At 72.0% G+C, this 22,062-nt stretch carries 20 protein-coding genes; 2 read left to right on the top strand and 18 right to left on the bottom strand.

Annotated features, from left to right (window positions below):
- Nucleotides 1-86 precede the first annotated feature (86 nt).
- The 3 genes from AC0VYM_RS08800 to AC0VYM_RS08790 are packed head-to-tail and all read right to left on the bottom strand — an operon-like array spanning nt 87 to nt 2,673.
- The gene (locus AC0VYM_RS08800; RefSeq protein WP_475460884.1) at nt 87-779 is read right to left on the bottom strand and encodes a CoA-transferase; all 693 of its coding nucleotides are present in this window, start codon (nt 777-779) and stop codon (nt 87-89) included.
- On the bottom strand, nt 776-1,471 hold the full coding sequence (locus AC0VYM_RS08795) for a 3-oxoacid CoA-transferase subunit A (protein ID WP_475460882.1): 696 nt from the start codon (nt 1,469-1,471) through the stop codon (nt 776-778). Before AC0VYM_RS08795 ends, AC0VYM_RS08800 begins: the two co-directional genes overlap by 4 nt.
- Nucleotides 1,468-2,673 carry a thiolase family protein gene (locus tag AC0VYM_RS08790; protein WP_475460880.1) on the bottom strand — a complete coding sequence of 402 codons (1,206 nt, stop codon included), beginning with the start codon at nt 2,671-2,673 and terminating at the stop codon, nt 1,468-1,470. The genes AC0VYM_RS08795 and AC0VYM_RS08790 overlap by 4 nt, the downstream gene beginning before the upstream one ends.
- 71 nt (nt 2,674-2,744) lie before the next feature.
- Here AC0VYM_RS08790 and AC0VYM_RS08785 point away from each other — a divergent pair, with 71 nt between their 5' ends.
- Complete coding sequence (locus AC0VYM_RS08785; RefSeq protein ID WP_475460878.1) at nt 2,745-3,626, top strand: LysR substrate-binding domain-containing protein; 882 nt, start codon at nt 2,745-2,747, stop codon at nt 3,624-3,626.
- Nucleotides 3,627-3,904: 278 nt separating this feature from the next.
- Nucleotides 3,905-4,678 carry an IclR family transcriptional regulator gene (locus AC0VYM_RS08780; RefSeq protein WP_475460877.1) on the top strand — a complete coding sequence of 258 codons (774 nt, stop codon included), beginning with the start codon at nt 3,905-3,907 and terminating at the stop codon, nt 4,676-4,678.
- Between the two features lie 5 nt (nt 4,679-4,683).
- Here AC0VYM_RS08780 and AC0VYM_RS08775 read toward each other — a convergent pair whose 3' ends face one another.
- The 15 genes from AC0VYM_RS08775 to AC0VYM_RS08705 all read right to left on the bottom strand — a co-directional run bounded on the left by AC0VYM_RS08775 (nt 4,684) and on the right by AC0VYM_RS08705 (nt 22,003).
- Entirely contained in the window at nt 4,684-5,337 is a 654-nt protein-coding gene (locus tag AC0VYM_RS08775; protein ID WP_475460875.1) for a flavin reductase family protein, read from the bottom strand.
- Nucleotides 5,330-6,415 carry an ABC transporter substrate-binding protein gene (locus AC0VYM_RS08770; RefSeq protein ID WP_475460873.1) on the bottom strand — a complete coding sequence of 362 codons (1,086 nt, stop codon included), beginning with the start codon at nt 6,413-6,415 and terminating at the stop codon, nt 5,330-5,332. The genes AC0VYM_RS08775 and AC0VYM_RS08770 overlap by 8 nt, the downstream gene beginning before the upstream one ends.
- Nucleotides 6,416-6,439: 24 nt before the next feature.
- Nucleotides 6,440-7,300: an ABC transporter permease gene (locus tag AC0VYM_RS08765; RefSeq protein WP_475460871.1), complete on the bottom strand. Its 861-nt coding sequence runs from the start codon at nt 7,298-7,300 to the stop codon at nt 6,440-6,442.
- Entirely contained in the window at nt 7,297-8,067 is a 771-nt protein-coding gene (locus tag AC0VYM_RS08760; RefSeq protein WP_475460869.1) for an ABC transporter ATP-binding protein, read from the bottom strand. Before AC0VYM_RS08760 ends, AC0VYM_RS08765 begins: the two co-directional genes overlap by 4 nt.
- Entirely contained in the window at nt 8,060-8,812 is a 753-nt protein-coding gene (locus tag AC0VYM_RS08755) for an HpcH/HpaI aldolase family protein (RefSeq protein ID WP_475460868.1), read from the bottom strand. The genes AC0VYM_RS08760 and AC0VYM_RS08755 overlap by 8 nt, the downstream gene beginning before the upstream one ends.
- Complete coding sequence (locus tag AC0VYM_RS08750) at nt 8,809-9,723, bottom strand: cupin domain-containing protein (RefSeq protein WP_475460866.1); 915 nt, start codon at nt 9,721-9,723, stop codon at nt 8,809-8,811. Before AC0VYM_RS08750 ends, AC0VYM_RS08755 begins: the two co-directional genes overlap by 4 nt.
- A 3-nt stretch (nt 9,724-9,726) precedes the next feature.
- Nucleotides 9,727-10,644, bottom strand: a complete 918-nt coding sequence (locus tag AC0VYM_RS08745) for a DUF6282 family protein (RefSeq protein WP_475460864.1) — start codon at nt 10,642-10,644, stop codon at nt 9,727-9,729.
- Nucleotides 10,645-11,433: 789 nt separating this feature from the next.
- Nucleotides 11,434-12,123: a sirohydrochlorin chelatase gene (locus AC0VYM_RS08740; RefSeq protein WP_475460862.1), complete on the bottom strand. Its 690-nt coding sequence runs from the start codon at nt 12,121-12,123 to the stop codon at nt 11,434-11,436.
- A gap of 41 nt (nt 12,124-12,164) precedes the next feature.
- Nucleotides 12,165-13,322, bottom strand: coding sequence for a uroporphyrinogen-III synthase (locus AC0VYM_RS08735; RefSeq protein WP_475460859.1), 1,158 nt, complete (start codon nt 13,320-13,322; stop codon nt 12,165-12,167).
- Complete coding sequence (gene nirD, locus AC0VYM_RS08730; protein ID WP_475460857.1) at nt 13,319-13,678, bottom strand: nitrite reductase small subunit NirD; 360 nt, start codon at nt 13,676-13,678, stop codon at nt 13,319-13,321. Before nirD ends, AC0VYM_RS08735 begins: the two co-directional genes overlap by 4 nt.
- Nucleotides 13,675-16,185: a nitrite reductase large subunit NirB gene (gene nirB / locus AC0VYM_RS08725; RefSeq protein ID WP_475460855.1), complete on the bottom strand. Its 2,511-nt coding sequence runs from the start codon at nt 16,183-16,185 to the stop codon at nt 13,675-13,677. Before nirB ends, nirD begins: the two co-directional genes overlap by 4 nt.
- Before the next feature lie 169 nt (nt 16,186-16,354).
- Nucleotides 16,355-17,797 (bottom strand): FAD-dependent oxidoreductase, encoded by a 1,443-nt coding sequence (locus AC0VYM_RS08720; RefSeq protein WP_475460853.1) that lies wholly within the window; start codon nt 17,795-17,797, stop codon nt 16,355-16,357.
- A complete protein-coding gene (locus AC0VYM_RS08715) occupies nt 17,794-19,929 on the bottom strand; it encodes a molybdopterin oxidoreductase family protein (protein WP_475460851.1) in 2,136 nt (711 codons plus the stop codon). The genes AC0VYM_RS08720 and AC0VYM_RS08715 overlap by 4 nt, the downstream gene beginning before the upstream one ends.
- On the bottom strand, nt 19,926-21,308 hold the full coding sequence (locus AC0VYM_RS08710) for an MFS transporter (protein ID WP_475460849.1): 1,383 nt from the start codon (nt 21,306-21,308) through the stop codon (nt 19,926-19,928). The genes AC0VYM_RS08715 and AC0VYM_RS08710 overlap by 4 nt, the downstream gene beginning before the upstream one ends.
- A gap of 317 nt (nt 21,309-21,625) precedes the next feature.
- The gene (locus tag AC0VYM_RS08705; RefSeq protein WP_475460847.1) at nt 21,626-22,003 is read right to left on the bottom strand and encodes a DUF2255 family protein; all 378 of its coding nucleotides are present in this window, start codon (nt 22,001-22,003) and stop codon (nt 21,626-21,628) included.
- Between the last annotated feature and the right edge of the window lie 59 nt (nt 22,004-22,062).

Below are 22,062 nucleotides of genomic sequence, written 5' to 3'. Positions count from 1 at the left end.
GGTGGGGGCGCACCGTCCCCCACCCCGCCGTCGCGACGTCCCGCTCACGCGCCGGGTACTCCGCCGACCCGCTTCCGGAACTCCCCTCAGCCCGTGAGCGCGGTGTCCGGATCGGTGATACCGAGCCGTTCCGCCAGCTCGTCGGCGCCGACACCGAACGTCTCCCGGATCCGTACTCCCTGGGCACCGACCTCGAAGACGCCGTGGTCCGTGTAGACGCGACCGACACAGCCGACCCCGGTGAGCGGATACGTGCAGAGCGGTACGAGTTTCGGCTGGGCGGAGCGGGTGAACAGGGGCATCATCACGTGGACCTCCCTGGCGCCGATGGCGAGGTCCATGGCACCGCCGACCGCCGGAACGGCGTCGGGTTCACCCGTGTGCCAGTTGGCGAGGTCGCCCTGGAACCCCACCTGGTAGGCGCCGAGGACACAGACGTCCAGGTGTCCGCCGCGCATCATGGCGAAGGAGTCGGCCTGGTGGAAGTACGCCGATCCGGGAAGCTCGGTCACCGGGACCTTGCCGGCGTTGGTCAGGTCGGGGTCGACGGCGTCGCCCTCGGCCCTCGGCCCCATGTTGAGCATGCCGTTCTCGGTGTGCAGCACCACCCCCGAGCCGGTCGGCAGGTGGTCGGCGATCCGGGTGGGCTGCCCGATCCCGAGGTTGACGAAGGCTCCGGACGGGATGTCGGCGGCGATGACGGCGGCCAGCTCGTCCATCGACAGGCGGTGGTCGGACCTCATCGGCGCTCCGGTGGAGGGATCGTTCGCGTGGGTCATCGTGCCCCCTGGACGGTGTGGCGACGGGACTCCACCTGGACGATCCGGTCGACGTAGATGGACGGGGTGACCACGGTCTCGGGGTCGAGTGCTCCCGCCTCGACGATCTGGTCGACCTGGACGACGGTCGTCGTCGCCGCCGTGGCCATGACCGGCCCGAAGTTGCGTGCGGTCCGGCGATAGGTGAGGTTGCCCAGCGTGTCCGCCCTGTGCGCGCCGATCAGGGCGTAGTCGCCCTTGATCGGGTACTCCAACAGGTATCTGCGACCGTCGATCTCACGTTCCTCCCTGCCCTCGGCCAGAGGCGTACCGATCGCCGTCGGGCAGTAGAAGGCGCCGATGCCCGCCCCGGCCGCGCGCATCCGCTCGGCGAGGTTGCCCTGCGGCACCAGTTCGAGTTCGATCCTTCCCGACCGGTAGAGACGGTCGAAGACCCAGGAGTCGGCCTGCCGGGGGAAGGAACAGACGACCCTGCGCACCCGCCCGGCCGCGAGCAGCGCGGCGAGCCCGACCTCGCCGTTACCGGCGTTGTTGGAGACGATCGTGAGGTCCTTGGCTCCCTGGCGGATGAGCGCCTCGATCAGGTCGAACGGCATACCCGCCAGTCCGAAGCCGCCGACGAGGACGGTGGCCCCGTCCTCGACCCCGGCCACGGCGGCGTCGGCGCTCTCGGCGACCTCCGCGCGGCTCATCGGACCCGCTCCGTGTCGGCGCAGTTCTCCAGGACGACGGCCAGCCCCTGGCCGACCCCGACGCACAACGCGGCGACGCCGTAGCGCTCTCCCGAGTCCCGCAGCACCTTGGCCAGGGTGGCGAGGAGGCGGCCGCCGGAGGCGCCCAACGGATGTCCGATCGCGATGGCCCCGCCCTTCTGGTTGACGATGGCGGGATCGATCCCCCAGGCGTCGAGGCAGGCGAGCGCCTGCACGGCGAAGGCCTCGTTGAGCTCGACCGCGCCCACCTGGTCCCAGCCGATCCCGGCTCGGGCCAGGGCACGGTTGGCGGCCTCGACCGGTGCGAAGCCGAAGGCCTGCGGCTCCAGCGCCATCACCCCCCGGCCAGCGACGCGGGCGATCGGGGCGGCCCCGATCGTGTCGGCGGCCCTCTCACTGCCCAGGAGCACCGCGGACGCGCCGTCGTTGAGGGGACTGGCGTTCCCCGCGGTGATGGTGCCGCCCTGCTCGGGTGAACGGAACACGGTCCTGAGCGTGGCCAGCACGTCGGGTGTGGACGCGGCTCGGATGCCTTCGTCGCGAACCAGGTCGGTCTCTCCCACCGGTGTCACCAGGTCGTCGTAGAAGCCTGACTCCCAGGCCCGGTGGGCGAGTTCGTGGGAGCGTGCGGCGAACCGGTCCTGACGCTCTCGGGAGATCCCGTAGCGCTCCTGGAGTTGTTCGTTGGCCTCACCGAGGCCCACCGTCCACTCCTTCGGCATGCGCGGGTTGACCAGACGCCAACCGAGCGTGGTCGACACGGCGGTGATGTCACCGACCGGGAACGGTCTCGCTGATTTGGGCAGCACCCACGGCGCCCGCGTCATCGACTCCACTCCACCGGTCAGTACGACCTCGGCATCGCCGGACTCGATCGTCCGGCTGGCCGCCATCGCCGCGTCCAGGCCGGACCCGCAGAGTCTGTTGACGGTGGTGCCCGGGACGCTGACCGGCAGTCCGGCGAGCAGCGCCGCCATGCGGCCGACGTTGCGGTTCTCCTCTCCGGCTCCGTTGGCGTTGCCCCACACCACGTCGTCGATCGCGGACCGGTCGAGCTCGGGCACCTTGGCGAGCGTCGAGGTGATCGCGGCCGCGGCCAGGTCGTCGGGGCGGACCCCGGCCAGCGCGCCGTTGAAGCGACCGAACGGCGTCCGTGTCGCGGCGTACAGGAATGAACTCATGGCACTGACGCTAGGTCCTGAGCGCGATATCCTGAAGTACTCATATCCCAGGCTATTAATATGGATCAGATATGGATCTGCGTCATCTCAGGTACTTCGTCGCGGTGGCGGAGGAACTCCACTTCGGTCGGGCCGCCGATCGGCTGCACATGGCCCAGCCGCCGCTCTCCCAACAGATCCGCCAGCTCGAAGCGGAACTCGGTGTCGAACTGCTGCACCGCACGACGCGTCGCGTCGAGCTCACCGAGGCCGGTCGCGTCTACCTGGATCTGGCGCGCGGGATCCTCGCCGACGTCGACCAGGCCACCCACCACGCCCGCCTCGTCGCCTCCGGCTCTGTGGGCCGCCTCGCGCTCGGATGTGTGGGATCAGCGACGTACAGCCTCCTGCCGACTCTCTCCCGCCGGCTTTCGGTCGAACTCCCGGGGGTCGAGTTCTCCTTCCGCGGTGACATGCTGGGCCCCGACCAGGTCGAGGCTCTGCGCAAGGGCACGATCGACGTCGCGTTGTTGCGCCCCCCGGTGGCCGACCGCTCCATCGTCGTGCACACACTGCGTCGGGACCGGCTGGTCGTCGCCCTGCCGGTGAACCACCGCCTGGCCCGGCGCGGGCGGCTGCGTTCCGAGGACCTCGCCGGTGAGGATCTGATCGTGCACTCCGCCGACCGCCGGTCGGTGATGTACGACATCGTCCTGGGCCTTCTGCGCGACGTGGGCGTCGAGCCGCGCATCCGCCACGAGGTCGGCGAGACCTCGACTCTGGTCACCCTGGTGGCCGGGGGTCTGGGTGTGGCGGTCGTGCCCGAACCCGTCACGGCGCTGGAACTCCACGGCGTCGCCTACCGGCCACTCACCGGGGCCGACGCGCACGTGGAACTCGCCGTCGCACACCGCGCCGACCGTTCCGAGCCCCACCTGGCACGCACCGTGGAGATCATCCGGGCGACGGTCTGAGGGGTCCGCGGACCGCTCCCACCGGAGGGACGCCGCCCACGCGGGCACGGAGACACACGGGCCCACCGGCGCGTGGACACGGGGCCTCGCGGCCCCGGGGGAAGGCCGCCGGACGACCGCGACACGGTGCCCGGACGCCGCGAACCACGACTCTCCTGGTCAGGCCCTCCCCGACGCGCACGGTCGGCTCCCCGCTGGCTCCACGGGGCCCTCAGGGCCTGTTCCGCAAGGGCTGCGTGGTGCCAGCGGTTCCTCGGGGTGCCCGTAAGCACGGTACGATGTGGTCGCCATGTGAACAACCGGAACACATCACGTCAAGGGGCGCCGGAGTGGACATCCAAGCAGTAGACCGGGTGGGAATGATCCTCGCACTGTTCGGTCCGCATCGTGAATCGGTGACTTCCACCGAAGCCGCCGACCTCATCGGACTCAATCGCACGACGACCTACCGCTATCTGACGTCCCTGGTCAACGCCAACGTGCTCGCCCTCCGCGACGACCGCACCTATGTTCCGGGGCCAGCGCTCGTGCAACTCGGCGCCTTCGCTCTCGGCCGACGCGACATCCTGCGCCTCGCCGTGGACCCGATGCAGACCCTGGCCCGCGACACCGAGATCACGGCGGTCCTGTCCCTCTGGGGCTCCTCGTCACCGGTCGTGGCGCACGTCGAGGAACCCCCGCGCCGCGAGATCGTCGTCTCCGTCCGGGTGGGCATGCAGCTGTCGACCGCCGCCGCGCAGACCGGCATCTTCCACACCTTCATGGCCGACTCCCCGAGCGTGGTGCGGGCCTCGCGGCAGCTCCCGAACGGGGAACGTGAACGGATCGAGCTTCTGGTGCGCGAGACGTCCGAGCGCGGGTACGCCGCTCAGGTCAGCACCCGGGGCATCGCCGTGCTCGCCACTCCCGTGTGGGACGAGCACGGCCTCGCGGCGTCACTCGCGCTCCTGAGCACCCGCGACGTGCTCGACGTCCACGCCGAGAGTGACGAACTCGCGGCACTCCGGAGTGCCGCGACCACGATCTCCCGGTCGCTCGGCGCGGACGACTGAACCGGTCAGCCGCGCTCCGCCAACGGTTCCCCCTGCCCCGGGCCCCTCGACGGCGTGCCACCGAGTCGTTCGACGTTCCCGAGCCGGCCGTAGGTCGGACCGGCCAGGCGTGAGGCCGGATCAATCATCGTGGTGTCGATCTTGAGGCCGTCCAACGCCGACGAGAGCACATGGAACCGCACGACCTCCCCCACCGTGAACTGCGCACCGGCCCGACCGAACTCCACCACACGCGCGAGCCGACACTCCAGACTCACCCGAGCGGTGGCCAGCCGGGGCACGCTCACCACGTCGCTCGGCTCGGTCCCGAGACCGAGGATCTCGGCTTCGTCGACGCCGGGGGGATGTACCTCCCCCGACTCGTGGACCTCCCTCCAGTGCTCCCATCCGGGGATGTTCACGACGTACTCTCCCCGCTCGGCGATGTTGCGAGCCGTGTCCTTGAACCCGCCCTCACGGCGACCGATGTTGATCCCGACCATGGGCGGATCGTTGGACACCATCGTGAAGGCGCTGAACGGCGCCAGGTTCGCCCTTCCGTCGCGACTCACGGAGGTCACCCACGCGATGGGGCGGGGAACGACGCAGCCCGTGAGCAGCCGGTAGTTCTCCTGGGCGCTCAACCCCGAGGGGTCGATCACGGTCATGTCATCAGGCATGGTCGGCGGCTTCCTGACGTACGGCGGCGCGGTCGAAGTCGTTGATGTCCTGGATCAACGAGTCGTCGTACAGGTCGGCGGGGTCCACCGGCTGGGTGAGCTCGCCCGCGTCGAGCAGGAAGTCCACGTTGGCCTGGAGCGCCTCCGGGTCGATCGCCCCGTACGGGTCGTCCTCGGCGCCGAGGTTGGCCAGTCGCGCTTCGAGGACGGAGACCGACGCGGCCAGGGCGACGTCGTCGTCGAGGCCCGAGGGGCGCGCCTCGGGGTGTGCGTCGAAGAGCAGTTCGACGGCGGCTTCGGGGTTCGCCTCGCTGAAGACCACGCCCTTGGCGATCGCGCGTCCGAGCTTGACGTACAGCTCGCGGTCCTCCTCCAGGTCACCGGTCCGGGCCGCGAGTCCGCCGCTCGTGAGCATGTCGGTCCCCGGGACCTCGATCTCGCGCAGCTCGATCCCCTGGTTCTCCAGCACCTGGAACGACGTGTCCAGCAGGGCCAGCGCGTCGACCTGGCCGTTCTCCACGGCGGTGGCCTGCTGGCCTCCCGTCCCGATCGCGACGAACGTCACGGAGTCCTCCGGTACACCCGCCTCACGCAGACCGACCTGGGCCTGCGTGACCGAGGCGCTCGCGAGGCTGATCGCGCCCACCGTCTTGCCCTCCAGGTCCTCGATCGACGTGATGTCGCTGTCCGCGGGGACTCTCAGGCCGTAGATGTTGTCCTTGTAGTAGGACATGAAGTAGGTCAGGTCGAGGTTCTTGCCGGGCTCACGGCCCAGGATCACCGGTTCGGGGCTGACGGCCCCGGTCGCCACCTGTCCGGTCGCGATCTGCTGGACCTGGGTCGTCGCGGAGTCGGCCAGGATGATCTCGACGTCCAGGCCCTCGTCCTCGAAGTAGCCCATCTCCTGGGACACCGCGATCGAGGCGATCCCCGCGTTCCAGGTCGGGGTCGCGAGCGTCATGGAGACCTGCTGGTCGCCGCCGTCGCCGCCCGACCCGCCACAGGCCGCGAGCAGGGAGGTGAACATCAGTACGGCGCCGCCTTGCAGCACCTTGCGGGACACACGTGTCATGGGCATGAGTCGTCCTTCGGTTCGAGGGGGTCAGTTTCCAACGGAGCGGGCGCGGTTCTCTTCGGACCAGAAGGCGAGTCGCCGCCCGCCGAGGACGACCGCGTAGTGCAGTACGAGACCGATGGTCGAGAGCACGACCAGAGCCGCGAACATGGTGGCCACGTCCAGCGAGGTGTTGCTGGCGATGATCAGGTAGCCGAGTCCGGCCTGTGAACCCACGAACTCCGCGACGATGGCGCCGATGACCGAGAGCACGACCGCCACGTCCAGGCCGGCGATGATGCTGGGGATGGCCGTCGGCAGGCGCAGCCGCGTGAGGACCTGCAGACGCGTCGCTCCGAAGGAACGCATCATGTTCACCTGGTCGCTGCTGGTGGAGTTGAAGCCGAGCGTGGCGTTGACGAGGATCGGGAAGAACGCGATGAGCGCCGTCGTGAGGATCTTCGACTCCATGCCGAAGCCGAACCAGACGAGGAACAACGGCGCGAGGGCCACCTTCGGCACGGTCTGCAGCACGACGACGATCGGCAGGACGATCTTCTCGGCCAGTCGCGAGGAGCTCACCCACACCGCGACGAGCAGTCCGGAGACGACGGCGATACCGAAGCCGTAGATGATCTCCTGCAACGTGACCCAGGTGTGGCGCAGGAACGGCCCGTCGGTGAAGCCCTCGACGAGCGCCTCCACGATCCGGGTGGGCGCGGGGAAGAGGATCACCGAGATGTCGAAGGTGCGGACCACCACTTCCCACACGGTGAGCAGGATGAGCACCGTGGCGCTCGACAGCAACCAGCCCGGAAGGTCGGAGAGCCTGCGACGTGTCTCGGTGTCCCCCGCCTCGCGACGCACTGTCAGGGTCTGCCCGGCCGAGGACGAGTCGGATGCGGTCATGGGGTGGTCACCACTTCGGCTGTGTCAAGAACGGTTCTGATGCGACGCGTGTAGTCGCCGAACTCGGCGGTGCTCACGACGTCGAGGGTGCGCGGACGCGGCAGGTCGATGTCGATGACCGCGCCGACGCGACCGGGGCGCGGGGTCATCACGACGACGCGGTCGGAGAGGAGCACCGCCTCGGAGATGCTGTGGGTGATGAAGACGACCGTCTTGCGGTCCCGCTCCCAGATCTCCAGCAGGTCCATGGTCAGCTGGTCGCGGGTCATCGCGTCCAGCGCTCCGAACGGTTCGTCCATCAGCAGGATCCGCGGGTCGTGCAGGAGGGCCCGGGCGATCCCGACACGCTGTTGCATCCCACCCGACAGCTGGTAGGGGTGGCTGGTGGCGAAGTCGGACAGTCCGAGCATCTCCAGGAGCTCGTGCGCCCGGCCTTCGTCGTGCCTCCGCCGGGAACGCCCCTGGAGGGTCGAGGGGACGAGCACGTTGTCCAGGACCGTGTTCCAGGGCAGCAGCAGCGGCTGCTGGAACACCATCCCGGTCATCGCTGACTCGTTGCGCGCTTCGGCCCGGTACCTGATGCTGCCCTCGGTCAGCGGCTCCAGGCCCATGATGAGTTTGAGCAGAGTGCTCTTGCCGCATCCGCTCGGTCCGACGATGGAGACGAACTCTCCGTCGGCGATGTCGAGGTGGAAGTCCTCGACCGCGACCGTTCCACCGCGATAGTGCTTGCTGATGTGGACGAAGTTCATGACTGGCTCACGCATGGAGCGACGCCTTTCCCGTGTGGTCCTCGGTTGCCCGCATGCGCCTGACGGCGTTCACGGCGGCTTCCGCGAGCAGTGTCGTGTCGGCTGCGCCGACGAAGAAGTCCAACGCCAGTTCACGGGCGCGTGCGGCGCCGTCCGGTCCTCCCGCCGCGCCTGCGGCGATCCCGTGTCTGCGAGCCGCGGTGACGACGGTGAGATCGGCGTCAGCGACGGTGCGTCCGGCGTCGAGCGCGAGGTCCGCGGCCCCGAGGAGGAGTCCGGTGATCCCGTCGACCGCGGCGATGTCCTCGACGGAATCCAGCGCGGCGAGCGACTCGATCTGCGCGATGACCTCGACCGGCCGGGACAGGTAGTCGGCTCGCGGGCCCTGCCCCCACACTCCGGCACGCGACGTCGCACCGGAGCCGCGCCGCCCCTCAGGAGCGAACCGCGTCGCGGACACGACCTCGGCGGCGGCCTCGGGACCGTCGACGTGGGGAACGACGATCCCGTCGGCGCCAGCGTCGAGCACCCGTTGCACGAAGGACGGCCCCTGGTCGGGAACCCGCACGAGCGCCCGCATGCCGTGCGCCTGGCCGACGGCGATGTGCCGGGCGATCGCCGACGTGTCCAGCATCGTGTGTTCGGCGTCGACGACGATCACCTCGACACCGGCGCGGGCGAGGATGGCCGTGGACTCCCAGGTGTCGAGCTTGACCCAGGCGGCCCACCGCGTGCCCTCGGACCTGTTCTCGCTGCTCATCGGAGTGCCTCCGGCCACGGGTAGTCATCGGCGTTGAGAACCCAGCCCGGACGGCGCGAGAAGTCCTCGCGCGGCCCGGCGAAGATGTCGACCATGCGGTTCTCGCCGGATCCGACCGCTTCGCTGGTGTGAACCAGCGGGGGCGGGATGATGGTCAACGACGGCCCACCGATCTCACGGTGGTGGTCGGGGCGCCACGCCGTGCGGTCGTTTCCCCACGCACGCCGGATGTGATGGACGTACTCGCCGGCGTCGACGAAGCTCAACTGCTCGAAGTCGTCGTGGGTGTGGGGGGACAGGGCGCGTGGGTCCCGCGGCCCGACACGCGGGTACAGCAGGTTCACCATGGCGTGACGGCCACGGAGGATGCGACCCAGGCGTCCCTCCTGCGGGGCGATGTCCTCGATGGCGTCGTAGACGCGGATCTCGGCGTCGCCCGACGGTGCGGGCCAGGGATCGGCGCGGACGCTGAGTCCGAGGCCGTCGGCGTAGGACTCGCCGTTGAGCGCCTGATCCAGCACGTCCGATGTGGCCACCGTGTGCAGACGCAGCAGCCGCAGCGCCCCCTCGACCTCGTATCGCCAGGGGCCCGGCTGGACCGTGATGACGCTCGTCGGTTCGACGGTGACCGCCTCCCGCGCGGTGCGCACCGTGAGGCGGCCCGGGGAGGGCAGGACCACCAGCATCGTCTCGTCGGCGTCCGCACGATCGACGGTGTCTCCGTCGGCGTGTTCGGCGTAGACGACGGCGGCGTTGGCGGCTCGTACCGTCCACAGGCGCCCGCCCCGTCCCGTGGTCCCGGTGGGGGCGAGCTCGCCGAAGTCGAAGTACTGCGGTTCGTGCGCGGCGTCGGCGTCGGGCCCGCTCGAAGCGGCCAGTTGGCTGCGTGGGTCACTCGCGAGGTATGCCATCTGTCAGCGCCTCTCGACCGGAGCGGGCCGTTCGTCTTCCAGACCGAGCAGGAAGGCGGCGTTGTGCGAGGTGACCTGGCGGAGCTCCTCGACGGACAGGCCGCGTTCGAGCAGGGCCTCACCGACGCGCATGAAGGCGTCGACGGGCATGGGGCGCCCTCGTTGTCCGAGGTCCGAGGAGAGCACCGTGTGGTCGGGGCCGATGGCCCGGATCCACTCGACCAGCAGTCCCGGGTCCCACTTGCGGTAGCCCTGGGGGTCGTACATGCCCACCTCGTGCTCGATGTAGCCGCCGAGGTCGGCCAGCTGGCGGCATCGCTCGACGTCGGCGTCGACGATGAAGTTCGGGTGGCTGAGGATCATGCGTCGTACCCCGCGCTCAGCCGCGGCGGCGAAGAGCTGGGCCGACTGGGCCGGTTCCAGATGGCCCGCCGAGAGGAGCACGTCCGCCTCCGCCACCAGGTCGAGGACCTCGTGGGCCGCGTCGAGGAGACGTCCCTCGGCGTCGACCACGTCGACGACCCGGTTGGGGATGTCGTAGTCGGACTCGGGGAAGCCGTGGTGCTCGTTCTCGCAGTGGCAACGGCTGGAGAAGGTGGGGAACCAGACCGCGCGGCCCCCCATCTGGAGCGACATCGCGACCGCGTACGGGTTGAGCCCACCCACCTGGGCGTTGAGGGCGATGCCGCCGAAGATCGGCGTCGCGACGTCGTCCAGTTCGCGGTGCATCGCGAGCAGGTCCATGACGGTGTTGTGGTGGTGCGACTTCACCAGGATGCCGCGCATGTTGAGGCGCTCTCCGTCGCGGGCCGCCTCCACGTGATCGAACTCCCGCGAGAAGGGGTTCGGTCCCGAGTGGCAATGCAGATCGACGGCTCCGTCGAGTGCCTCCGCGAGGGGCGGGAGGGACGTGAGAGTCATAGAGCACACCTCTGAGATCAGGGTCACATGTTCGTATTGAATCATCTATGTTCATATTGCGACTGTCAAGTGTGGGTGTGAGTTCGCCCCGAGACGGCGCGCGCGGCCCGCGCCCTCGCCGGGCTCGGACACGTTCTCGCAGCGTGCGGCCACTGCCTTGGCCGGACGACACCTCGTGTGGCGATGTCGACGCCGCGTAACCGAACCTCCCGGCTGCCCCCGTACCTCGTGGATGTGCGTGCGGGTTCCGCTCCCGCCCGCCAAGGCGTGTGGGGACGGCGGAACGGCGGGACACGGCGCGCTCCGGCCTCCGAACCGCCTCGACACGGTGGGGTCACGGGGAACAGCGAGGGACGTGTGAGGACGTCCGTGGGGCCCGGGCCGCGACCAGGTGGACCAACGCGTCCAACGGCGGTGTGGCACGATCGTTCGGGCCGGTCAGGCCCGCGAGGCCGCCGCCGGTGTCGAACACGGACCAGCCCCCGGAGCGAGGGAGTCGGCGGACCACGGCGGCCACCGCCGGGACGGACGTGCCGTGGCGGTCGCTGACGCCCGGACCGGGTGTCCGTGGTGGCCGACCACCCCTACCGTCCTCCCGAGGAAGCGGATCCGCTGGCCGACCGGCACCGACCCGGTGGTCGCCCCCCACCGCTCCCGGCGGCGGAGGAGTCCGCCCCGAACCGCTCGACGACCGGGCCGGGTCCCGGGGCACGCCCGGATCACGGCGGCCCACACGATCGTGCGGTGCGGCGCCCGCCCCGCCGTCCTACTGCGGCCGTCCGGTCGTCCTCAGGCGGGCTGCCCGACGACCGCCTGGCGGTAGCGGTCCACCACGGCGTGGGCGATGGCCGGGGCGGGGCACAGGGGGTCCGCCACCGCGTCGGCACCCGCGTGTGCCAGCCGGTCGTGGAACAGGCCCGGGGCCAGGAGCCAGCTGGCCACGACCACCCGACCGTGCCCGCGTTCGCGCAGTCGGGCGACCCGTTCGGCGACGGTGGGGCGGCCGGTGGCGATGAAGGCGACCTCCACCGGGGTACCCAGACGCCGGGAGAGGTCGGCGGCGGCCCGTCGAAGTTCGGCACCGGCGTGGGGGTCGGAGGTCCCGGCGCAGGCCAGCACCACGGCGTCGCCGGTCCGGTACCCGGCGTCGGCCAGACGGCGCACCGCGGTGTCCAGGACCGCCGGATGGCCGCCCAGCGCTGGGGCGACGACGGCGTCCGCGCGACCGCCCTCGGCCAGCTGGTGCGGGATGTCGGTGCGCACGTGGTAGCCCGACGCGAGGAAGGCGGGCACGACCACCAGCGGGCCGGGGGTTCGGGCCGCGACCTGGCCGACGGTGGGTGTGCGCACGTCGGCGAAGGCCAACCGGGCGGGCTGGCGTACCAGTTCGGCCACGCTCAGGGCCAGGGACCGGGCGACGGCGGTGCCGTGCGGGTCGCGGGTGCCGTGGACGGCCAGGATCAGGCTTCTGGGGCTCATCGCGTGGCGGGCGTGCCCGCCCGTCCTTCCTGTCGGGCGGATCAGGCGGTGCACTCCGGGGTGTCCAGGGCCAGGCGGTAGCCGCGCTTGACCACGGTCTGGATGATCCGGGGGTCGCCCAGGGCCGTGCGCAGCCGGGCGACGGCCGTCTCCACCGCGTGGGCGTCGGCGTCCTCGCCCAGGCAGGTGAGCAGGTGGGACCGGTCCAGGACCCGGCCGGGGTGGCGGGCCAGGGCACGCAGCAGCCGCATCAGGGTGGGCGAGAGTGTGTGGACGGCGCCGTCGACGAGGACGGCGTGGCCGCGCAGACGCAGGCGGTGTCCGGCCACCTCCAGCGTGGGGAAGCGGGCGGGCAGTTCCTCCGCGAGTCTGCGGACCTGGGAGCCGATCCGGGCCCGGTCCGGCCAGACCGTGGGGATGTCGTGGGCCATGAGCGGGCGGGCGGTGACCGGCCCCACGCACATGGCCAGGACGTCGCCGCGCAGCGCGCGCACGAGCCCGCCCCGCTGCCCGGTGGTGTGGGCACGGGCCAGCAGTCCGGCGGCGGCGGGCGCACTGGTGAAGGTGACCGCGTCCACTCCCCCGCCGGAGACGGCCTCGATGAGCCGGTCCAGCGCGTCGGTGTCCTCGGGTTGGGTCCAGCGGTAGACGGGCACCTCGACCACGTCGGCTCCGGCCATGCGCAGCGCGGCGGTGAAGTCCGGCAGGGGCTCGCCGTGCAGCTGGACGGCCACGCGCAGGCCCTGGACGCCCTGGCCGAGCAGGTGGTCCAGGACCTCGGCGGACGACTCCGAGGGCGGTGACCACTCCTCGGTGAGTCCGGCCGCGCGGATGGCGCCCCGGGCCTTGGGGCCCCGGGCCAACAGGCGGGAGGCCCGCATACCGTCCAGGAGTCCTTCGGCGGTCCCCCACGTCTCGCACGCCTCCACCCAGCCGCGGAAGCCGATGCCGGTGGTGGCCACCACGACGTCGGCGGGACGGCGGGCCAGTTCGTCGGAGACCGAGGCCAGGCGCTGGTCGTCGCTGAGCGGCACGATGCGCAGGGCGGGCGCGGCCACGACCCGGGCCCCCTTGCGGCGCAGCAGGGCGCTCATCTCGTCGGCGCGGCGCGCGGCGGTCACCGCCACGGTGAACCCGGCCAGCGGCGCGGTGGTGGCGGGTTCCCGTCCCGGAGGCGTGGTGGCGGGGGCGGTGTTCACGGTGTCTCCCCCTGGGTGGCGATCTGCACGGTGCCGCCCCGCTGGCGCACGGGCCAGGTGGTCAGGCGCGTGTCGCCGTCCAGCCCGGTCCCGGTGCGCAGGGAGTACACCTCCTTGAGCATGGGCGAGGTGACGGTGGGTTCCCCGCTCCGGTCGCCGACGATGCCCCGTGCGATGACGGCGGCGCCGGTGCGGGGATCGACGTTGTCCACCGCGTACAGGTGGTGGTCCCGGGTGCGAAAGAGTGCGGCCTGCCGTCCGTCGGGGAGCAGCACGGCAACGCCGTCCTCGACGCGCAGCAGGTGCGCCGGGCAGACGTCGGTCCAGGTCGTGGCCGGGGCGGTGGTGACGGTCATCGGGTGGCCTCCTGGGGTCGGCGGGCGGGCATGCCCAGGTTCACGGACGCGGAGTCGGGTACCCGCTGGTCGCGGGCGGTGGTGAAGCTGATGGTGGGGTCGGGCGTGTGGGGGGCGTTGGCGAAGGAGACGAACCGGGAGAGCTTGTCCGGATCGGCCAGGACGGCGGCCCACTCGTCGGTGTAGGTGGCCACGTGACGGTCCATGGCCTCCTCCAGTTCGGCGGCGACGCCCAGGGAGTCGTGGACCACGACGTCGCGCAGGTGGTCCAGGCCGCCTTCGAGGGACTCGATCCAGGGCGCGGTGCGCTGGAGGCGGTCGGCGGTGCGCACGTAGAACATCAGGAACCGGTCGATGTAGCGGATGAGGGTGGGCTCGTCCAGGTCACCGGCCAGGAGTTCGGCGTGGCGGGGCGTGAACCCGCCGTTGCCGCCCACGTACAGGTTCCAGCCCTGGTCGGTGGCGATCACCCCGAAGTCCTTGCTCCGGGCCTCGGCGCACTCCCGGGCGCATCCGGAGACGGCGGACTTGAGCTTGTGGGGCGAGCGCAGGCCCCGGTAGCGCTCCTCCAGGCGGATGGCCAGGCCCACCGAGTCCTGGACCCCGTACCGGCACCAGGTGGTGCCCACACACGACTTGACCGTGCGCAGGGCCTTGCCGTAGGCGTGTCCGGACTCGAACCCCGCTTCCACCAGGCGCGCCCAGATGGCGGGCAGCTGTTCCAGCCGGGCGCCGAACAGGTCGATGCGCTGGCCGCCGGTGATCTTGGTGTAGAGGTCGAAGTCGCGTGCCACCTCACCGATGACGATCAGTTTGGCGGGGGTGATCTCGCCGCCGGGGACGCGGGGCACGACCGAGTAGGTGCCGTTGCGCTGGATGTTGGCCAGGTGGCGGTCGTTGGTGTCCTGGAGGGTGGCCTGTTCGCCCTCCAGGATGTGCCCGTTGCCCAGCGAGGCGAGGATGGAGGCGACGGCGGGCTTGCAGATGTCGCAGCCGTGCCCGGTGCCGTGGGCGGCGATCAGGGCGGAGAAGGTGGTGACTCCGGTGGCGCGGACGATCTCGACGAGTTCGGCGCGCGACTGGGAGAAGTGTTCGCACAGGGCCTTGGACTGCTCGATGCCGGACTGGGCGAGGATCCGCTTGAGCATGGGCACGCACGAGCCGCAGCTGGTGCCCGCCCTGGTGCAGGCCTTCAGGGCGGGGACGTCGTGGTGGCCGCTGCCGATGGCCTCGGTGAGGTCGCCCTTGGTGACGGCGTTGCACGAGCAGATCTGCGCGCCGTCGGGCAGCGACTCGGCGCCCAGGCTGGCGGTGCCCTCGGGGGTGATCAGGGTGAGCGGGTCACCGGGCAGCGGGGAACCGACGAGGGGGCGCAGGGTGGCGTAGGCCGAGGCGTCACCGACCAGGGCGCCGCCGAGCAGGGTGGTGGCGTCGTCGGAGACCACGAGCCTGGCGTAACGGCCGCCCGCGGCGTCGTTGACCACGACGTCCAGGGCTCCGGGTGTGCGGCCGTGCGCGTCGCCGAAGCTGGCCACGTCCACCCCGAGGAGTTTGAGCTTGGTGGAGGTGTCGGCGCCGGTGAAGGTGGCCGAGCCGCCCAGGAGGCGGTCCGCGACGACCTCGGCCATCGCGTTGCCGGGGGCGATGAGTCCGTAGACGGTGCCGTCGTGGTTGGCGGCCTCACCGACGGCGTGGACCCGGGGGTCGCTGGTGGTGCAGGTGTCGTCGATGACGATGCCGCCGCGTTCGCCCACCCGGAGTCCGGCGGCGCGGGCGAGGTCGTCCCGGGGCCGGATGCCGACGGAGAACACGACCAGGTCGGCGTCCAGGTGGGTGCCGCCGTCCAGGGTCAGACGGGCGGCGCGGCCGTCCGGCGAGGGTTCGACACCGGTCGAGGCGGTGCCGGTGTGAACGCGCACGCCCAGGTCGGCCACAAGCGTGCGCAGCAGGGAGGCGGCCCCCTGGTCGAGCTGGGCGGGCATCAGGTGGGGGGCGAGTTCGACCACGTGGGCCTCCAACCCCAGCAGGCGCAGGGCGTTGGCGGCCTCCAACCCCAGCAGGCCGCCGCCGACCACCACGCCGGTGCGGGCGCCCCGCGCGGAGGCGGTGATGGCGTCCAGGTCCTCGATGGTGCGGTAGACGTGGCAGCCCGGGAGGTCGTGGCCGGGGATGGGCGGCACGAACGGGGTGGAGCCGGTGGCCAGGACCAGGCGGTCGTAGCGCAGTTCGCGTCCGCTGGCGGTGGTCACGGTGCGGCGGACCCGGTCGACGGCGGTGGCGCGTTCGTCGACGTGCACGTCGACGGCGGGGCCGGACAGGTCGCCCAGGGACAGGTCCCGGGCGCTGGCTCCGTCGAAGTAGGAGGACAGGGCGACCCGGTCGTAGGCCGTGCGGGGTTCCTCGCCCACGACGGTGACGTGCCAGCGGTGGTCGGTGTCGCGGTCCCGGAGGGCCTCGACGAGCCGGTGACCGACCATGCCGTTGCCGATGACGACGAGCTCTTCCATGGTGTGCGCGACTCCTCCTGCTGCGGGGGCGGACTGCCCTCAGGCAACCCTCTGGGTGTTTCCCTCGCGTCAGCCGACCGTGTCGCGGTTGTTTCGTTGTGCTGCCACCGCAGGTGGGGGATGTGTGATGCGCGGGCCCCGGGGCCCGACGCCGCGGACGGGTCCCGGGTCACCCCACCGGGGCGGCCCGCATCCCCGAGAGCAGGGCTCCCACGTCGCGCACGCACCCGCCGCAGCCGGTGGTGGCACGGGTGCGTTCGGCGACGGCCTCACGGGTGCGGGCCCCGTCCAGCCACGCCTTCTCGATGTCGGCGCGGCTGACCGCGTTGCACCGGCACACGGGCGCCTCCGCCGCGTCCGGGGCTTCGGGTACCGCGGTGGGCAGCCCTTGGAGGAGGGCGAGGCGGTCAGAGGGCACCGGGGCGCCGGTGTCGTAGAGCTGGGACAGGGTGGCGGCCGCCTCGGGGAAGCCCAGCAGCACCGCGCCCACCACCCGCTCTTGACGCACCGAGAGCTTGGCGTAACGGCCGCCGTAGGGGTCGCTGATGGTCACCGTCTCCAGGCCCGGGGCGTCCTCGTCCTCGTGGACCCGCCCGAACGCGGTCAGTTCGATGCCCTCGGCCTTGAGGCGGGTCAACGGCCGGGCCCCGACGTAGGTGGCGTGCGGCGCGGTCCCGGTCAGGCGCGCGGCCAGGACGGCGGCCTGTTCCCAGCCGGGCTGGACGAGTCCGGCACCGCCGCCGGGGTGCTGGGCGCAGTCGCCGACGGCGTGCACGCGGGGGTCGGAGGTGGCCAGCCGGTCGTCGACGACGACACCGTGGTCGACCGCGATCCCGGCCCGGGTGGCCAGTTCGGTGTTGGCGCGCACCCCGGCGGCGACCACCAGGGCGTCGCCGGGCAGGACGGTGCCGTCGTCCAGTTCCAGACCGGTACCGGGGATCCAGCGGGCGGCCGACCGTCGCGCGTGCACCGCCACGCCCAGGGCGGCGTAGCTGTCGGCCAGGACGCGCGCGGCCCCCTGGTCGATCTGACGGCACATGATCCAGGGGGCGGACTCCACGACCGACACCCGTGTCCCCCGGCCGACCAGGCCGCGCGCGGCCTCCAGGCCCAGGACACCGCCGCCCAGGACCACCACGGGTGCGCCGGGCCGGGTCAGGGCGAGGAGGCGCTGGCAGTCCTCCAGGTCGCGCAGGGTGTGCACCCCCTCCCCCGGGCCCTCGTCCGGGGCGCGTACGCCGGGGACCGGTGGGAGCGCGGCGCGCGCACCGGTGGCCAGGACGAGTTCGTCGTAGGGCAGGTGGGAGCCGTCGTCCAGGTCGAGGATCCGCCGCCGGGTGTCCAGGGCGGTGGCGGCCACGCCCGTGCGCACGGTGACCCCGGGGCCGCCGGGGGCGGGCAGCCGGATCTGTTCGGGGCCGTAGTCCCCGGCGAGCACTCCCGAGAGGAGGACGCGGTTGTAGGCGGGGTGCCGTTCGGCGCCGACCACGGTCACGCGCACGTGTTCCCCGGCCGGGTCCAGCCGGGCCGTCTCCTCCGCGAAGCGGGCGCCGACCATGCCGTTACCGACGACCACGATCCGGCGCGGGGTGAGCCCCTGAACGGTGTTCAACTGGTGCCTCCTGGCGTGGGTGCGCTGACCGGGCCGGGGGTCTCCCGGTTTCCCCGGCCGGGCGGGTCGGGTTCCAGGCGTACGGCGCTGACCTTGAACTCGGGCATCCGGCTGACGGGGTCCAGCGCCGGGTGGGTGAGGTTGTTGGCGGACTGCTCACCGGCGAAGTGGAAGGGCAGGAACACCGTGTCCAGACGGGCGGTGGGTTCCAGGCGCACCCGGGCGCGGGTGCGGCCCCGGCGGGAGGTGACGCGGGCCCAGTCCCCGGCGGCGAGCCCGGCGCGCGCGGCCGTGTCGGGGTGCACCTCCACGTACGCCTCGGGTTCGGCGCCGTCGAGTTCGGCCACACGGCGGGTCTGGGCTCCGGACTGGTAGTGGCCCATCAGCCTGCCGGTGGTGGCCACCAGGGGGTACTCGGGGTCGGTGGTCTCGGCGGGGGGCCGGTGGGCGACCGGGACGAGGCGGGCGCGCCCGTCGGGGTGGGCGAAGGAGTCCAGGAACGGGCGGGGCGTGGACCCGGTGGGGGTCCGGACCGGCCAGTACAGCGCCTGACCGTCGGCCAGGCGTTGGGGGGTGACTCCGGAGTAGTCGGCCGGGCCTCCGGCGGAGGCGCGGCCCAGCTCGGCCAGGACGGTGTCGGGGTCGGTGGGGAAACGTTCGGCGGGTTGCCCGAGCCGCACGGCCAGGGCGGAGAGGACCTCCAGGTCGGTCCACACCCCCTCGGGCGGGGCGGTGGCCCGGGCGCGGCGCAGCACGCGGCCCTCCAGGTTGGTCATGGTGCCGCCCTCCTCGGCCCACTGGGCCACGGGCAGGACCACGTCGGCCGCGGCGGCGGTCTCCGAGAGCACGAAGTCGGCCGCCACCAGCAGGTCCAGGGAGTTCAGGCGGTCGCGTACGCGGGCGGTGTGGGGGGCCGAGACCACGGGGTTGGAGCCGAACAGCAGGAGGGCGCGCGGCCCGTCGGGGGTGCCCAGGGCGTCGAGGAGTTCGAAGGCCGAGCGGCCCGGACCGGGCAGGGTACCGGGGTCCACGCCCCACACCCGGGCCACGTGTTCGCGTGCGTCCGGGTCGTCGATGCGCCGGTATCCGGGCAGCTGGTCGGCCTTCTGGCCGTGCTCGCGTCCGCCCTGGCCGTTGCCCTGGCCGGTGATGCACCCGTACCCCGAGCCGTGGCGGCCGGGCAGGCCCAGGGCCAGGGCCAGGTTGATCCAGGCCGAGACCGTGTCGGTGCCCTTGGCGTGCTGTTCGGTGCCGCGTCCGGTGAGGACGTAGGCCGAGCGGTTCCGGGCGGCCCGGCCCAGCAGGTCGGCGGCGGCGCGGATGCTCGCGGCGGGGACTCCGGTGACCTGCTCGGTGCGTTCGGGCCACCAGGCGGCGGCGTGCTCCCAGGCGGCGTCGAAGCCGGTGGTGCGCTCGGCGACGAACGGCTCGTCGCACCAGCCCCGCACGCGTGCCGCGTGCAGCAGTCCGAGGGCCAGGGCGAGGTCGGTGCCGGGTCGGGGAGCCAGGTGCAGGCCGCCCCGGTCGAGTGCGACCCGTGCGGTGGCCGTCCGGCGCGGGTCGACGACGATGAGGGCGGGCGCGGACAGGTGCCCCATCATCGGCGGCATGGTCTCGGCCGGGTTGGCCCCGGCGAGCAGGACCGCCTCCGCCTCGGCCACGTCCGTCAGGGGGAAGGGCATGCCCCGGTCCAGACCGAAGGCACGCGTGCCTGCGGCGGCGGCCGAGGACATGCAGAAGCGGCCGTTGTAGTCGATCTGGGAGCTGGCCAGGGCCAGGCGGGCGAACTTGCCCAGGGCGTAGGACTTCTCGTTGGTCAGGCCGCCACCGCCGAAGACCGCGACGGCGTCGGGGCCGGATTCGGCGCGCAGGGACAGCAGGCGTTCCGCCACGTGGTCCAGGGCGGTGTCCCAGTCCGTCTCGACCAGGTCGGAGCCGCGGTTCGCACGTATCAGGGGACGGGTGATCCGGTCGGGCACGGTGAGGAGCTCGGCGGAGGTCCACCCCTTGCGGCACAGTCCGCCCCGGTTGGTGGGGAAGGGAGCGGGCCGGACGGACAGGCGCCCGTCCGGCCCGGGCTCCAGGTTCATGGCGCACTGGAGTGCGCAGTAGGGGCAGTGGGTGGTGGTCATCGGGCCGCGACCGCGACGGGCTCGTCGGCGGGGGCGGTGCGTACGGGACGCCGCAGGTACACGGCCCAGGTGACCACGGCGCAGAGCAGGTAGAAGGCGCCGAAGGCGACGAAGGCGGGCGCGGTGGAGCCGGTCGCGGCGAACGACTCGCGGAATCCGACGTTGATGCCCACGCCGCCCAGCGCGCCGACCGCGCCGATCAGTCCGAGCATGGAGGAGGCCACGCGCTTGGTGCGGGCCAGGGCCTGCTCGCGGGGTTCCCCGGCGGCGATGGCGTCCTCGGCCCGGGCCGCGTAGATGGAGGGGATCATCTTGTAGGTGGAGCCGTTGCCCAGGCCGGTGAGGACGAACATCACCGCGAACGCGCCGATGAAGAGGGCCAGCTGGCTGGCCTGGACGGCGAGGACGAGCACGGCGGCGCAGGCGGCCATGGCGGTGAACACCCACAGGGTGACGCGGGCCCCGCCCAGGGAGTCGGCCAGCCTGCCGCCGACGGGCCGGATGAGCGAGCCCAGGACCGGGCCCAGGACGGCGATCCCGGCGGCCTGCACGGGCTCCAGGCCGAACTGGGCCTGGAGCAGCAGGCCGAAGGCGAAGCCGGTGCCGATGAAGGAGCCGAAGGTGCCCACGTACAGCAGCGACATGATCCAGAAGTGGTGGTCGCGGACGGCCGAGAGCTGCGCGGCCGCGTCGGCGCGCACGTGGACGAGGTTGTTCATCGACCGGTACGCCCACCAGGCCGACAGCAGGATCAGCGGCGCGTAGAAGAGCGGGACCAGGTACCCGGCGGAGGTGGTGAACAGGGCGATGACGGCCAGCCCGACCAGCTGGACGGTGGCGACGCCGATGTTGCCGCCGCCCGCGTTCAGGCCCAGGGCCCACCCCTTCTCCCGTTCGGGGAAGTAGGAGTTGATGTTGGCCATGGAGGAGGAGAAGTTGCCGCCGCCCAGGCCCGCGGTGGCGGCCAGGACCAGCAGTAGCCAGAAGGGGGTGTCGGGGTCGCGGACCAGGAAGAACGCGGCGACGGTCGGCACGATGAGCGCCAGGGTGGCGACGACGGTCCAGTTGCGTCCGCCGAAGACGGGCACGGCCAGGGTGTAGGGCACGCGCAGGACGGCTCCGACCAGGGTGACCACGGACAGCAGCAGGAACTTCTGCTCGGGGGTGGTGGAGAAGCCGTGCTCGGGGATCATGAACAGCACGAGCACGGACCAGATGCTCCAGACCGAGAAGCCGATGTGTTCGGAGGCGATGGAGGCCCACAGGTTGCGGCGGGCCACCCGGCGTCCCCCGTCGTTCCAGAACGCCTCGTCCTCGGGATCCCAGCGGGAGATCCAGCTCCTGCCTGTGCGTGGCGCGCGTGGGCCTGTTCCGGTCACGGCTGGTGCCTTCCTGCTTGACGGCGGTCGACGGAACCGAAGGTAGGAAGGCCGCGTTGCGGGGAGGTGTCCAGCCGTAAACCACGCGAAACAGTCGGCTCACCCGAAGGGCGCGGCCGTGGTGAGAACACCTGTCGGCGCTGGTGGAAGGTAGTGGTCCGAACACGCGACAGCAAGGGACATCGCACCCTTTGTGGGCGAAATCACCCCGGGGGGCAGGGTGAACGGCGGGCGGCGCGCTCGCGAACGCCCCTCCTTCGCTCCCACGCCCCGCCCCTCGGTCCCCCTCAGGACCGGCATCGCCGCCCCGGCCCCGCTCAGGCCTGCTCCGGAACCAGCCTCATCGTGGTCGAGCGGGCGTCCGCGCCCGTGATCTGGTTGACCGGTGCCGAGTCCGCCCCGTACTTGGCCCGGTAGGCGGCGTCGATCCGGTCGTCCAGGGAGTCGTCGGCGTCCTCGAAGCCGACGTCGGCCTCGACCCCGCCGGCGCTGACGTGCCCGGCAAGGTGGTCGCGGGTGCCCCGGTACCAGGAGGACCCGGGCCCGTTGACGGACCGGACGTAGAGCTCGTCGCCCTCACGCACCACCCAGATGATCCGGGAGCGCCGCAGCTCCCCGGCGTCGCCCCGGGAGGTGATCCGCAGTTCCCCGGCGCGGCCGATCCTGTCGAGCTGGTCCTCGGTCCACCCGCTCATGCGTGTCCTCCCCCGCTCGCGTCACACCACGTCCACCCCACCCTTTCCAGGGGCTCCCC

This window comes from Nocardiopsis sp. iso_237, from assembly GCF_056173345.1.
The sequence above is the reverse complement of the archived record's forward strand: the minus strand, read 5'-3'. Positions and strand labels throughout refer to the sequence as shown.